Source organism: Halonotius aquaticus (genome assembly GCF_003605575.1).
Classification (GTDB): domain Archaea; phylum Halobacteriota; class Halobacteria; order Halobacteriales; family Haloferacaceae; genus Halonotius; species Halonotius aquaticus.
The window spans coordinates 175,085-187,102 of sequence record NZ_QKNY01000003.1; the positions used below are offsets into that span (position 1 = coordinate 175,085).

Consider the following 12,018-nt stretch of genomic DNA (forward strand, 5'->3'; position numbering starts at 1 on the left):
CTGATCTACTGAGGACAAGCCGTGTTTGATGGACTCAAAGACAAGCTGAACTCGTTCCGCGAGGATGTCGAGGAAACCGCCGAGGAGGCGGCCGACGACGCGGACGAGCCAGCCGACGACGTCGATGAATCGACCGCGAGTGCCGACGCTGCCGAAACTGAGGCTGCCGACGCCGAGAGTGTCGCTGTCGACGACAATGATTCCGACGACAGCGCGGCCGCGGCTGCTGCCGAGACCGACGCTGAGACACCCAGTAGCGACGAAAGCGATAGCGACGACGCCGACGACTCGTCATCGGGGCCGGGAACGCTGAAACGCGCGGCCGCCTTCGCGACCGGCAAGGTCATCATCGAGGAAGACGATCTCGAAGATCCACTGTGGGAGCTTGAGATGGCCTTGCTGGAGAGCGACGTGGAGATGAGCGTCGCCGAGGAGATCCTCGATACCGTCGAGGAGACGATGATCGGCGAGACGCGCAAGCAGGTCGAAACGACCGGCGAACTCGTCGAGCGCGCGCTCCACGACGCCCTCGTCGATGTGATCAGCGTCGGCCAGTTCGACTTCGACGAGCGAATCGCCGAGGCGGACAAACCGATCACGATCGTCTTCACCGGCGTCAACGGCGTCGGTAAGACAACCTCGATCGCCAAGCTTTCGGAATATCTGGCTGATCGCGGCTACTCGTCGGTCATGGCCAACGGCGACACCTACCGCGCCGGCGCGAACGAACAGCTTCAACAGCACGCCGAGAATCTCGACCGAAAGATCATCACCCACGAGCAGGGTGGCGATCCCGCCGCCGTCATCTACGACGGCGTCGAGTACGCCGAGGCCAACGACGTGGATGTCGTCCTCGGCGACACAGCAGGACGGCTCCACACCAGCGACGACCTGATGTCACAGCTCGAAAAGATCGACCGCGTCGTCGACCCTGATATGACGCTGTTCGTTGACGAGGCCGTCGCCGGCCAGGACGCCGTCATGCGCGCCCAGGAGTTCAACGACGCCGCCGCAATCGACGGGACGATCCTGACGAAAGCGGATGTCGATGCCTCCGGCGGCGCGGCGATCTCGATCGCCTACGTCACCGGGAAACCGATTCTCTTCCTTGGAACCGGGCAGGGGTACGAGCATATCGAGCCCTTCGAGCCGGAGGAACTGGTCGATCAGTTGCTCGGCAACGACGAGTAGAGCGGTCTGATCGCTGCTTTTGACGAACAAAACTGTAGACCTGTGGCGTAGCCGCCGGCCTGTGTTCTGATTGTAGGTGGTGTTCAGGCAGAGATCTCTCGCTCAACAAGCTCCCACGACTCGATCGTGGGCTGACTACAGTACACACTGCGGTTGCCGGTCTGACTATCGGCCAACCGCGGGTCGCCAGCGAGTGCCATTGCGATCGAAAGGCGATCCGTGATCGGTTGTTCGTACTCGATGACCAGCTCAACGGTTTGGGGCTCACTGAAACATTCCCTGCCGGGTGGCGAAAGCAGATTCGAGCCGACGGCCGGTTGGTCGGCGACGAGCAGATACGTCCGCTCCCAGCCCCTCGCCCACGTCGGCGTCGTCGGCGTGATCTGGCCGATCTGCTCGACCTCGTGGGCCGTTGTGAGAAATCCGTCGTCGATGTACGCTCGCAGCGGGCGCATGCGAATGTCACTGTTGTTCTGCAGTGTGAGCTCGATGCTGTTGACGATGTCGACGCTACTGTTGTTTTCAAGGCTGAGCTCGTAGTCGAGATCGATCGTCGGCTGCCACGGCCGCCGCGTCAGTTCCGTCTCCCCGTCGTAGAGCACGAGCTCATGATCGAGTGATTCGACAGTTGCGATCGGGTGAAGGATGGCATCAACCCCGTCCTCCAGTGGTACACGGACAAAGCGTTGCTCCGGACGGAGCTGTGTCTGAAAGACGCTGTTACCCGATTCGGTGACAACGACCAGCCGCGTCGCGCCGTGATCCTCGACCAGTTCGACAAGGAGGTCGACAACGCGAGGATTGGCGCGTTGTTCGGTACTGAGCGAGGCGATGTATGTCGGCTCCGAAGCTAGTGCTGTTTCACTCGCCGCACAGCCGCCAAGCGCGGTCGCCACCCCGGCGGCGAGTGTGCCCACCACCGCACGCCGCGAAACCGGACTCACAGATCTCCCTTGCCGCTGAGAAAATAAACCGGCATCGCTGCCGCGTTGCGATCAGTTGCGACAGACATCGACCGGAATCGAGAGACTTGTGTTGGCTGTCGTGACCGTGATCGAGGACGTTCGAGGCGCGGCACAGGCGATCCCACGTGTGCCCCGAATCGTTGTGGTGGCTGTCCCATTGAGCGTGACACGGCGAGAGCCAACCCGCTCGCCGTCCACGGAGAGTATCACGAGTTGGCTGTCGGTGACGTTGCCGACGTTTTTGATCGTCGCCTCGAAGGCAACAGGCTCGTTTCGGCCGAGGCGATGATCCGTTGGGCCGTCGTGTGTGAGTCTCGTGACCGCGAAGTATGGGGGTCGATCAGCGACCGCTGCGACCGCGTCGTAGCCGTCGATGACACCGTAGCCGTATCGTGTGTCTGGCGGCGTCGCTCCTGGGTAGCGAGCGGTCGCCAAGAGCGCGCGATCGATCTCGGCCGGTGTGAGGTGGCGATCGCTGGCGGCCTGCATGAGCGCGACCACACCCGCGGCGTGGGGCGCAGCAAAACTGGTTCCTGCGGTGCGCGTGAAGCCACCGTCGGCGGTTGTTGAGATGGTCGTCGCGGGGGCGACGACGGTCGGCACGACGTACGATTCCGGCCAGTCGTACTCGTAGATCGGCCCCGCCCCCCAGCGAGCGCGTGTTGAGATGATGTTGCCGACTGAGTAATCCTCGACAGCCCCGGTGGCGTTGGTCGCGCCGACCGACAGCGCGCTGTAGACGCTGCCCGGCGAGGTGATGCCGCCGTCGCCCTCGTTGCCGGCGGGGACGACGACATAGATCCCCGCGTCGCGGGCCCGCTCGATCGCCTCGATGTATCGATCGTAGTAGACGCGCTTGTGGCCGATGTTGATCAGCAACACGTCGGGCCGCTGGGGATGGTCGATCGCCCACTCGACACCGCGGAGGACGGTCGTGGTTCGGGCGGTGCCGTCGCCGTCGATCACCTTCCCGTGGAGCAGCGTTGCGTTCGGTGCGACCCCGAAGCGTGTCCCGTCTGGTGTTTCGGTGCCGACGAGGACGCCGGAAGTGATCGTGCCGTGGTTGCGATCGTCGAGGGGCTCACTCCGGTTGCTAACGAAATCTTTCCAGCCGTCGTCGGCCAGTGTGAGTGACTGGTGGGCGTCGGTGGCAACTCCGGAATCAAGGACGGCGATCGTTGTGTTTTCGCCGCGCGTGTCGAATGCGGGCCAGACCTCGTTGACACGGAGTAATTCCAGCGCGGTGGTCGTGTTCGTTGCCGGCGGGGGCCCGATGGTCGACGGCGTGACCGTCTGTGACTCGGGAGCCGATCGGAGGCTTTCATCTGCAGGCGGTCGGTCGCTGTTCGACTGGAACGCGTCGGCAGAGGAGGTTGAAAGACGGTCTGCAGTGGGTGATTGCGGGTTGATTGTCTCGGCAGGAGCACTGGAGACAGGGGTGGCAGTCGCACTGAGCAGTAGCAGCGTGCTGCAACAGACCAGAGCAACAATCCTCAGAGCGTGTTTCATACTATCGGGAACTGCAGCGTGAAGTAGAGCCCGTAGGCTGTTGGTGGCTGTAGATGTTGCGGTGTAGTGTACGTCTTCAGAACCAGCCGATGAAGAAGTCGTCCAGGAGCCGAGCCTGGCAGAATGTCCGAGAGCGATCAACGCCGCTGGACGAACAACACTTTAGCTATCGGGCCGCGTAGCACGCCCAAATGGTACTCGATGATCTCGGGAGTTCGCTGCGGGGCACCCTCGATGACCTCCGCGGGAAATCCCGGCTGGAGGAAGACGACATCCAAGAGGTCGTCAAGCAGATCCAACGCTCGCTGCTGGAGGCCGATGTCGAAGTCGACCTCGTGATGGAGCTGTCGGATTCGATCAAAGGTCGCGCACTCGACGAGGAGCCGCCTGGCGGCACCTCCGCCCGGGATCACGTCCTCAAGATCGTCTACGAGGAACTGGTCGAACTCGTCGGCGACTCCACCGAACTACCCCTAGAGTCCCAGACGATCCTGCTCGCTGGCCTGCAGGGCTCGGGGAAAACGACCACCGCCGCCAAGATGGCATGGTGGTTTGCGAAGAAGGGCCTCCGGCCGGCGATCATCCAGACCGACACGTTCCGGCCCGGCGCGTACGATCAGGCCAAGCAGATGGCCGGCAACGCCGAGGTCGACTTCTACGGCGATCCCGACTCCGACGACCCGGTGCAGATCGCCCGCGACGGTCTTGAGGAGACCGAGCAGGCCGAAGTCCACATCGTTGATACGGCGGGTCGGCACGCTCTCGAAGAGGAGCTGATCGCCGAGATCGAGGAGATCGACTCGGTTGTCGACCCCGACACCCGGCTGCTCGTGCTCGACGCCGCAATCGGTCAGGGAGCCAAAGAGCAGGCCCAGCGATTCGAGGAGGCCATCGGCGTTGAGGGCGTTGCGATCACCAAACTTGACGGAACAGCCAAGGGTGGTGGCGCGCTCACCGCCGTCAATGAGACCGATTCGTCGATCGCGTTCCTCGGCACCGGCGAAACGGTGCAGGATATCGAACGCTTCGAGCCCAACAGCTTCATTTCGCGACTGTTGGGGATGGGCGACCTCAAACAGCTCTCCGAGCGCGTCGAGCGCGCGATGGAGGAGACGGGCGCCGAGGACGACGACTGGGATCCCGAGAGCATGCTTGAGGGGAGTTTCACCCTGAAAGATATGCAAAAGCAGATGGAGACGATGAACAAGATGGGTCCGCTCGATCAGGTGATGGATATGATCCCCGGGATGGGCGGCGGGATGATGGATCAACTCCCCGATGACGCGATGGACGTAACCCAAGAGCGGATGCGGGAGTTCAACGTCATCATGGATTCGATGACCGACCACGAACTTGAGGAGCCACGCTCGATCAGTGCCAGCCAGGTCGAACGCATCGCCCGCGGCTCGGGCACCAACACCGAGCGGGTCAACGAACTCCTCGAACAGCACAAGATGATGGATCGCACCCTCAACCAGTTCCAGGGGATGGGTGACGGCGACATGCAGCGGATGATGAAGAAAATGCAAGACGGCGAGGGCGGGCTTGGTGGCCTCGGTGGCGGCGGTGGCCCCGGCGGCATGATGTGAGCTGTAGACCGTCCTGTCGCACAGCCACGGCCGATCGACTATGATTCTTCGAGCGGGTACCGATCCAATGCGGCAACGAAATCAGCCGGCGGATCGACCACGCTTTGTGGCATCCCAAGCGGGGTAACGCTGATCTCGCCGTCGACGATGGCAGCGCGATCACTCCACGACGGGTAGTCACCCGCGTAGTTGTCGAGGCCGATCGGGAACCCCTCACCCTCAACCGGATGGGTTGCCCAGTAGTTGCTCTCGAAGACGTTGGTCTCACCCTCGCAGTCGACGACGCGGGTATCGTAGTCTGCCAGCGGTTTGGTCACCGCGAGCCTGTTGCTCCCCGTCGCTGGGGCGTTGACGTTGAGATAATCGACCCCGCCGTCGAAGATGGCGGTATCCTCGATCAGGGTGAGGAGATCACGGGTTGCCGCGCCGATCGCGTCAAACGAGTTGTCGCCGTCCTCGGGAAAGTACGTCTCGTGGTCGTAGCCGGAGACCGCGACCGCCGGTGTGCCGAGAAAAGCCGCCTCGACGGCCGCGCCGACCGTCCCCGAATGGCCCAGAATGTAGCTGCCGACATTCGGCCCGTTGTTCGCGCCCGACACGACGAGGTCGATATCCTCGGCTTCGGGAATGTGGCGGAGACCGACGGCGACACAGTCGGCTGGGGTACCGTCGACAACGTAGCCCCACTCGTGGTCGTCGATGGTGATCTCGTCGGCGCGCTCATAGGAGAGATCGGAGCGAGACCGCCCCACTCCGCTTTGATCGCTGGCGGGCGCGACGACCGTCACCTCCCACGTCGGCGTCAGATGCTCGTAGACCGCAGCAAGGCCCGGACTTCCAATCCCGTCGTCGTTGGTGAGGAGGAGATGCATTGAGCGCAGGTTCGGCGGCCGTCGATAAAATTCCGCCGACCGGTTAGTGAACGCGGATAGTGAGCGTCCGGCTTCGTGGCCCGTCGCATTCGACCGCGAGGATCGACTGCCAGCGACCGAGTTGAAGCTCGCCGTCGGCGACAGGGACGGTCACACTCTCGCCGACGAGCATCGCCCGAACGTGGCTGTCGGCGTTGTCGTCGATCTGGTCGTGTTGCCAGCCGTCGTCAGCAACGAGGTCATCGAGTGCAGCCCCCAGATCATCGAGCAGGCGGGATTCGGCCTCGTTGACGACGACACCCATCGTCGTGTGCTGGCTGAAGATGGTACAGACACCGCTGGCATCGTCGGGGAGCGTCGCCGCCACGCGGTCGGTGATATCGAGACACTCGGTTCGGCTGTCGGTCTCAATTGTGAGTGAGGGCATACGCGCTGTCTGTCCCAGAGCGTAAAAACCACAGCGTCGAGACCGACGCGGCTTTGGGCGCGCCGTTCGGAGAGTCGGCTGTGCTGCCTGTCGACTCCGTTTCGGTCGTCGTCGACGCGCTCATCGAGGTGGCCCCGCGTGTCGCCCGGATCGCCGTCCTCGTGTCGGTGTCAGTCTATCTCGCCAACGTTGCTGTCGCCTTCGGGCTGGTCGAGAAGATCGCCGGCCTCTCGCGGCTGTTGACCGGCCCGGCCAACCTTCCCGATGAGGTCGGCACCGCGATCCTAACGACGACCGCCTCAACGACGGCCGGCTATTCGATGCTGGCCGATCTGCGGGAGTCGGGCTATCTCGACGACGAGGCGACGCTGATCGCCGTCGTGATGAACACGTTCTTCGGCTTCGCCCAACACGTTTTTACCTACTATATTCCGGTGCTTATCCCGATTCTCGGGTTGCATGTCGGCGTCCTGTATGTGAGCTCGCGCGCACTGATTTCCTTGGCGATCACGCTAGTCGGCATCCTCGCTGGCGCGCTGTTGCTCTCGGAGGCCAATTTCGGTGATGATGTCCAGCTTGATCCCGACGCCCTCGACGACGAGGAACAAACACCCAAACAGCGACTGCTGGCAGCGTGGGATCGGACGCGGCCGACGTTGCGGCGGCTCGTCCCACGGCTCGTCATCATCTACACGCTGGTCACGCTGCTGGTGGGCCAGTATGATATTACGAACATCACCGGCTCGGCTGATCCGCTCGTCGCGTTGGTCGGACTGCCAGCAGCCGCTGTGCCGGTGATTGCTGTCTACACGCTCGATACAACGTCGGGGGCGGCGACAATCGCACCCTTGTTGGGCGATGTGTTCACCCCCCGGCAGGCGGTGGCAACGCTGCTGCTTGGCGGGATCATCTCGTTTGCCGTCTCAACGTTCAAACGATCGATCCCCTTCCAGTACGGCATCTGGGGCGCTGAGTTCGGGACAAAGGTGATCGTCGTCAACACGGCCCTGAAAATCGTTTTTATCAGTCTTACCGTCATCGTGCTGCTGGCGATCTAGCCGGTGGCGACCACAGCCTGCTGCCGGTGGTGCTACCGTGTCGACAACGCACGCTCCATCTTCACATGCGGAATACCGGCCTCCTCGAAGGGATCGCTGACAGTTCGGTAGCCCAGCTTGTCATAGAAGCCCTCGACACGCTGCTGGGCGTGGAGAACGCAGTGGCTCGCGTTGGCGTCGACACCGATAGCCTCGACAGCGTCCATCAGTCGGCGTCCCCATCCCTCGCCGCGGGCTGACCGCCGCACAGCCACCCGCTCGGCTTTCACTGTGGAGTCGTCAATTTGTCGTGCGCGGGCAACCCCGACTGGTCGGTCGTTGACAACGAGAAGCAGGTGGGTCGCCTCGGTCTCAGCATCGTCCCATTCGAGAGACAAGTCAACGCCCTGCTCGGCCACAAAGACGGCCCGCCGGATCGCAAACGCCGCAGTCAGTGTGCCCATACCGCGGTCGGTCAGTGCTGCCGCTGTGCTGTCAACTACGGTGTCGATGATATCGGAGGGGTCAGCAGCCGCGTCGCTGCCGGTTTCGACATGGCGTTTGGCCGTCGCGACAAGGTCACTCGATGGCTTGGAGACTCGATAGCACTCGCACACGCTGTGGCTGTAGTGGTGACTGTCGTATCTATCTACGGTTCGAAGGAGTGTGGGTGACGGTGAGCCGGCCGGTCAGTTGGTTCGTTCGACGCGCCACGTTGTCGCGCTGGTGTACGACCAGCGTTCGATCGAGAGGTCGGCGACCGAGTCCTGGAGTTTGAGGATCAGCGCGCCGATCTCCTTGGCTGAGAGATCAACATCGTCGGCGATGAACTTGCTTTTGAAGTACACCTCGCCGTCGGCAGCCTGCTCGCGGAGATAGGACGCGAGTCGCTGCTGTTTCGTCGCCGTCGACTCCGTGGTGGCGTCGTCGGCGTCGTCGCTCGATCGGTCGGGGGCTGTGCGTGCGTCGTCAGCGGGGGTGTGGTGGGATGTGCTCATAGATCGTGGGTGTTGTAGTTGTGGCCAGCGACCAGTGCAAGCAGGTGACAGCCGAGGAGGCCAAGCCCGACGAGGCCGGGGGCGGGGCCGATCTCGGCGGCAAGCACCGGGAGATACACCATCGGGAGGACAATCGCAGCCCAAAACCCAAGCCAGCGAACGGTGGTGTGGAGGGCTCGCTGTCCATGCTGGAGGAGGTGCTGTCCGCGGCGAACAGTGCTCGTGGCTGCACTCGTCGCAGCCGTTTCGATGCGTCGCGTCGATTGGAAGCCTTTCATGTCGTGCTCACCGTCTATCCATCCCAACGACCCATACCCACATATAGTGGCCAGAGCGTTGGAGTAAATTCACCCCAAAAAACGGTAAAAAAGCCGATTACGCGATCGTTTAAGACGCTTTGAAAATCCTTTAGACTGTTTAGAAACAGATTTGCGTCGTTTTCGACGATCCTGTCAGAACAGAAGATAGTCAGGTGTTAATGGCCGACCTACTCCGCTTTCGACGCTGGATCGACGGGTGTACCGTCCTCAGTCGGTGGCGCGACACGATCGATCATCGACGCGACATCCGGCTCTCGAACCGTCACCGACACCTCGATATCACCGAGCTCGTCGGGGTTGCCGACCGCGAAGTTGATCACACCCTGGAAGGCCGCCTGTTTTTTCAGCGCGAAGCTGAATCCCTCGTCGTCGGCGTGTTTGTGGAACTCTCGGCGGGCGGTATCGAGGATTTCCTGTTCGTACAGGAGATCGGAAAAGGGATCGAGGGTGTGGGTTTCGCCGACGAGCAGCCCCGGTTCGTGGTCGAACTCGGCCTTTGGGAAGACGTTGCCGACAGCGTCGGCGACCCGGTCGGTAACCTCGGTGTCGTTGACCGGTGCCTCGATCCGCACGTCAATGCTATAGATCATCGGTTCCCACCTGAGAGAGCAGTTCGCGCGCCGCAGCCCGGAAGGCATCGAGGCTGTCAGTGTTCTCGATTCGGTAGTCGGCGGCATCCATCACGTCGCCCATGCCAAAGCCAAGTTCGCGCTCGTCGCGTTCACGGAGCGCTTCGAGATCGGTGTCGGTTCCGTCTCGACCCCGCTCGCCGAGTCGCTCCGCACGGAGGTCGAAGGGGGCTTCGATGCTGACGATCGAAAATTCGTCGCCGAATTGGTCGGTGAAGGCATCGACCTCGACCATCGATCGCAGGCCGTCGACAACGACTGTGTCGGTGTCCTCGTCGGCCAGATGCTCGCGGATATGTGGCAGCGACTGCTCGGCGATCGCTGCCGGGCCGTGTTCGTCCCGAAGGGCTTTGGCAACCTCACCGTGGGCCTCGGCGGGGTCGCGCCCGCGGTCACGGCAGGCCTGCCGGATCACATCCCCCATCGTGACGACCGGCACACCCGCGTTGCGGGCCACGTCGGCAAACTCGCCTTTGCCGCTGCCGGGGAGGCCGACGGTTCCGAGTACGTGCATACTCGCGGTAGCGGACTGCGGGACTTAGGTGTGCTGACTCGCTGTCTCGAACCCAAACGGCTTTTTACGAACTGGCGTGAGCATCCGATGGGGCACATAGCTCAGTCTGGACAGAGCGTCGGACTTCTAATCCGACGGCCGCGGGTTCAAATCCCGTTGTGCCCGCTGTGAGCCCGCTGCTGCGGTACTCCGGTGCTGTGTTCCTCTTGGCAACGATCGTCGATAGTTCAGAAAGAACAACTGTGTTTCCAAAATAGGTTGATTATCACTATTGTTATTCAGTATATCATGGACAATCATTGTCGAAAATGGCGGAAAACTTATTACTCGCAACCGAGTACCACCGGGTGCGGAAGAGGCACTCCACACCACACCCCGCTGTCAGCCCCACCATGACCGCAACATCGAATCAGTTTGTGACCCAGTTCGGGCAGCTCTTACACCAGATCGACGACGCCGTCGTCAAATTCGAGATCGAAGACGGTGAGCCGATGATCGTCGATGCCAACCACGCCTTTCGAGATCTGTTCAGCCCCGACATGAAGCGCGTGATCGGGCTCCCGCTGAACGATCTCATCGTCCCCGCCGACCACGAAGCCGAAGCCCAGCAGTTCGACGAGCGCACGGCCGACGGCAAATCAAACGTCGCGTTCGTCACCCGCGCGGCCGCCGACGGCGAGACTACCTTCCTCTACCGTGGCATCCCCTACGGCGACAACCAGGGGTTCGCCATCTACACCGATGTGACCGACAAGGTCGACGATCACGAGGAACTGCTGGAACTCTTCTAACGCGGCCGAGCAACTCCCGACTGCGTCGCGTCGGGATTGGTCCGGTATCGTTGCACGCACAACCTACATACGATCCCTGTGCGTAGAGACACCCATGTCAACAGAGACACCTGCAGCCGACCACCGGCGACTCGTGATCGCCGGCAGCGGAATCGCCGGCCTGTCAGCGGCGATCTACGCCGCACGATCGAACAACGAGCCGCTCGTCTTGGAGGGCGACGAACCCGGCGGCCAGCTCACGCTGACAACCGACGTCGAGAACTATCCGGGCTTCCCTGAGGGCATCTCCGGACCGGATCTCATCAACGAGATGAAAACCCAAGCAGAAAAGTTCGGTACGGAGATCGAAAACGGCGTCCTCGAAGATGTCACTGTCGACGGCGAGGGAGCCGACCGCCAGTTCCGGATCACGCTTAGCGACGACACGGTCTATACGGCCGACGCCGTGATCGCCGCCTCCGGAGCGAGCGCGCGAACGCTCGGGATTCCGGGCGAAGACGAGTTGATGGGGTGGGGACTGTCGACGTGTGCGACCTGTGACGGCGCGTTCTTCCGCGATGAGGAGATCATCGTCGTCGGCGGTGGCGACGCCGCCATGGAGGAAGCCCACTTCCTCACGAAGTTCGCCTCAACGGTCTACATCGTCCATCGACGCGAGGAGTTCCGCGCGGAGGACGTGTGGATCGACCGCGTGATGGAGAAGGTCGACGCCGGCGAAATCGAGATCATGCGCAACACCGAGGTGACCGAACTCCACGGCAGCCAAGAGGACGGCATCGACCACGTGACGATGGTCTCGAATCCCGAGGGGCACCCGACCGAGAAACTCGACGACCCAGAGACCGAGGAATTCGAGTTCGACGCCGGCGCGGTGTTTTATGCCATTGGTCACACCCCAAACACCGACTATCTGGACGGCATCGGCGTCGACACCGACGACGATGGCTACCTCATTACCGAGGGTGGTCGCGGCGGCGGCCAAACCAACACTGGCGTCGACGGGCTGTTTGGTGCGGGCGATGTCGTCGACTTCCACTACCAGCAGGCTGCCACGGCCGCGGGGATGGGCGTGCAGGCCGCCCTCGATGCCGACGACTACCTCGACGAGTTGGATCGCAAACAGGCCGCCGCAGCGACCGATGCCAGCGCGGCCGCCGCTGAATCGGACGACTAAGC

At 62.4% G+C, this 12,018-nt stretch carries 14 protein-coding genes and 1 tRNA gene; 6 read left to right on the forward strand and 9 right to left on the reverse strand.

Features of this window, described 5'->3' with window-relative positions; translation table 11 throughout:
* Positions 1-21 precede the first annotated feature (21 nt).
* Complete coding sequence (gene ftsY, locus DM826_RS01860) at positions 22-1,191, forward strand: signal recognition particle-docking protein FtsY (RefSeq protein ID WP_120100765.1); 1,170 nt, start codon at positions 22-24, stop codon at positions 1,189-1,191.
* Positions 1,192-1,274: 83 nt separating this feature from the next.
* Here ftsY and DM826_RS01865 read toward each other — a convergent pair whose 3' ends face one another.
* Positions 1,275-2,135 (reverse strand): hypothetical protein, encoded by an 861-nt coding sequence (locus DM826_RS01865; RefSeq protein WP_133304617.1) that lies wholly within the window; start codon positions 2,133-2,135, stop codon positions 1,275-1,277.
* Between the two features lie 51 nt (positions 2,136-2,186).
* A complete protein-coding gene (locus tag DM826_RS01870) occupies positions 2,187-3,665 on the reverse strand; it encodes a S8 family peptidase (protein WP_120100769.1) in 1,479 nt (492 codons plus the stop codon).
* Between the two features lie 191 nt (positions 3,666-3,856).
* On the opposite strand from DM826_RS01870, the gene DM826_RS01875 reads away from it, so the two are divergent.
* Complete coding sequence (locus tag DM826_RS01875) at positions 3,857-5,254, forward strand: signal recognition particle protein Srp54 (protein ID WP_120100771.1); 1,398 nt, start codon at positions 3,857-3,859, stop codon at positions 5,252-5,254.
* A gap of 38 nt (positions 5,255-5,292) precedes the next feature.
* Here DM826_RS01875 and surE read toward each other — a convergent pair whose 3' ends face one another.
* Positions 5,293-6,126 carry a 5'/3'-nucleotidase SurE gene (gene surE, locus DM826_RS01880; RefSeq protein ID WP_120100774.1) on the reverse strand — a complete coding sequence of 278 codons (834 nt, stop codon included), beginning with the start codon at positions 6,124-6,126 and terminating at the stop codon, positions 5,293-5,295.
* Positions 6,127-6,169: 43 nt separating this feature from the next.
* Positions 6,170-6,553, reverse strand: coding sequence for a secondary thiamine-phosphate synthase enzyme YjbQ (locus DM826_RS01885; protein ID WP_120100776.1), 384 nt, complete (start codon positions 6,551-6,553; stop codon positions 6,170-6,172).
* Positions 6,554-6,633: 80 nt separating this feature from the next.
* On the opposite strand from DM826_RS01885, the gene DM826_RS01890 reads away from it, so the two are divergent.
* Positions 6,634-7,611: a nucleoside recognition protein gene (locus DM826_RS01890; protein ID WP_120100779.1), complete on the forward strand. Its 978-nt coding sequence runs from the start codon at positions 6,634-6,636 to the stop codon at positions 7,609-7,611.
* A gap of 32 nt (positions 7,612-7,643) precedes the next feature.
* Here the strand turns inward: DM826_RS01890 and DM826_RS01895 are convergent, their stop codons facing one another.
* The 5 genes from DM826_RS01895 to DM826_RS01915 form a co-directional block, all read right to left on the reverse strand.
* On the reverse strand, positions 7,644-8,054 hold the full coding sequence (locus DM826_RS01895) for a GNAT family N-acetyltransferase (protein WP_120100897.1): 411 nt from the start codon (positions 8,052-8,054) through the stop codon (positions 7,644-7,646).
* Between the two features lie 225 nt (positions 8,055-8,279).
* A complete protein-coding gene (locus DM826_RS01900; protein WP_120100781.1) occupies positions 8,280-8,588 on the reverse strand; it encodes a DUF7123 family protein in 309 nt (102 codons plus the stop codon).
* Positions 8,585-8,866 (reverse strand): hypothetical protein, encoded by a 282-nt coding sequence (locus DM826_RS01905; protein WP_120100783.1) that lies wholly within the window; start codon positions 8,864-8,866, stop codon positions 8,585-8,587. Before DM826_RS01905 ends, DM826_RS01900 begins: the two co-directional genes overlap by 4 nt.
* 209 nt (positions 8,867-9,075) lie before the next feature.
* The gene (locus DM826_RS01910; protein ID WP_120100785.1) at positions 9,076-9,498 is read right to left on the reverse strand and encodes an RNA-binding domain-containing protein; all 423 of its coding nucleotides are present in this window, start codon (positions 9,496-9,498) and stop codon (positions 9,076-9,078) included.
* Positions 9,488-10,051, reverse strand: coding sequence for an AAA family ATPase (locus DM826_RS01915; protein ID WP_120100788.1), 564 nt, complete (start codon positions 10,049-10,051; stop codon positions 9,488-9,490). Before DM826_RS01915 ends, DM826_RS01910 begins: the two co-directional genes overlap by 11 nt.
* Positions 10,052-10,141: 90 nt before the next feature.
* Between DM826_RS01915 and DM826_RS01920 the strand changes: the two genes are divergently transcribed.
* The 3 genes from DM826_RS01920 (at position 10,142) to DM826_RS01930 (ending at position 12,016) form a co-directional block, all read left to right on the forward strand.
* Positions 10,142-10,216: transfer RNA gene (locus tag DM826_RS01920), tRNA-Arg, on the forward strand.
* A gap of 227 nt (positions 10,217-10,443) precedes the next feature.
* Positions 10,444-10,842, forward strand: a complete 399-nt coding sequence (locus DM826_RS01925; RefSeq protein ID WP_165853224.1) for a PAS domain-containing protein — start codon at positions 10,444-10,446, stop codon at positions 10,840-10,842.
* A 94-nt stretch (positions 10,843-10,936) separates the two neighbouring features.
* On the forward strand, positions 10,937-12,016 hold the full coding sequence (locus tag DM826_RS01930) for an NAD(P)/FAD-dependent oxidoreductase (RefSeq protein ID WP_120100793.1): 1,080 nt from the start codon (positions 10,937-10,939) through the stop codon (positions 12,014-12,016).
* Positions 12,017-12,018: the final 2 nt, after the last annotated feature.

Coding starts and splice junctions, on each gene's coding strand:
- DM826_RS01870 (WP_120100769.1), bottom strand. CDS start 3,665: ATGAAACACGCTCTGAGGATTGTTGCTCTGGTCTGTTGCAGCACGCTG.
- DM826_RS01875 (WP_120100771.1), top strand. CDS start 3,857: ATGGTACTCGATGATCTCGGGAGTTCGCTGCGGGGCACCCTCGATGAC.
- surE (WP_120100774.1), bottom strand. CDS start 6,126: ATGCATCTCCTCCTCACCAACGACGACGGGATTGGAAGTCCGGGCCTT.
- DM826_RS01885 (WP_120100776.1), bottom strand. CDS start 6,553: ATGCCCTCACTCACAATTGAGACCGACAGCCGAACCGAGTGTCTCGAT.
- DM826_RS01895 (WP_120100897.1), bottom strand. CDS start 8,054: ATGGGCACACTGACTGCGGCGTTTGCGATCCGGCGGGCCGTCTTTGTG.
- DM826_RS01900 (WP_120100781.1), bottom strand. CDS start 8,588: ATGAGCACATCCCACCACACCCCCGCTGACGACGCACGCACAGCCCCC.
- DM826_RS01905 (WP_120100783.1), bottom strand. CDS start 8,866: ATGAAAGGCTTCCAATCGACGCGACGCATCGAAACGGCTGCGACGAGT.
- DM826_RS01910 (WP_120100785.1), bottom strand. CDS start 9,498: ATGATCTATAGCATTGACGTGCGGATCGAGGCACCGGTCAACGACACC.
- DM826_RS01915 (WP_120100788.1), bottom strand. CDS start 10,051: ATGCACGTACTCGGAACCGTCGGCCTCCCCGGCAGCGGCAAAGGCGAG.
- DM826_RS01925 (WP_165853224.1), top strand. CDS start 10,444: ATGACCGCAACATCGAATCAGTTTGTGACCCAGTTCGGGCAGCTCTTA.
- DM826_RS01930 (WP_120100793.1), top strand. CDS start 10,937: ATGTCAACAGAGACACCTGCAGCCGACCACCGGCGACTCGTGATCGCC.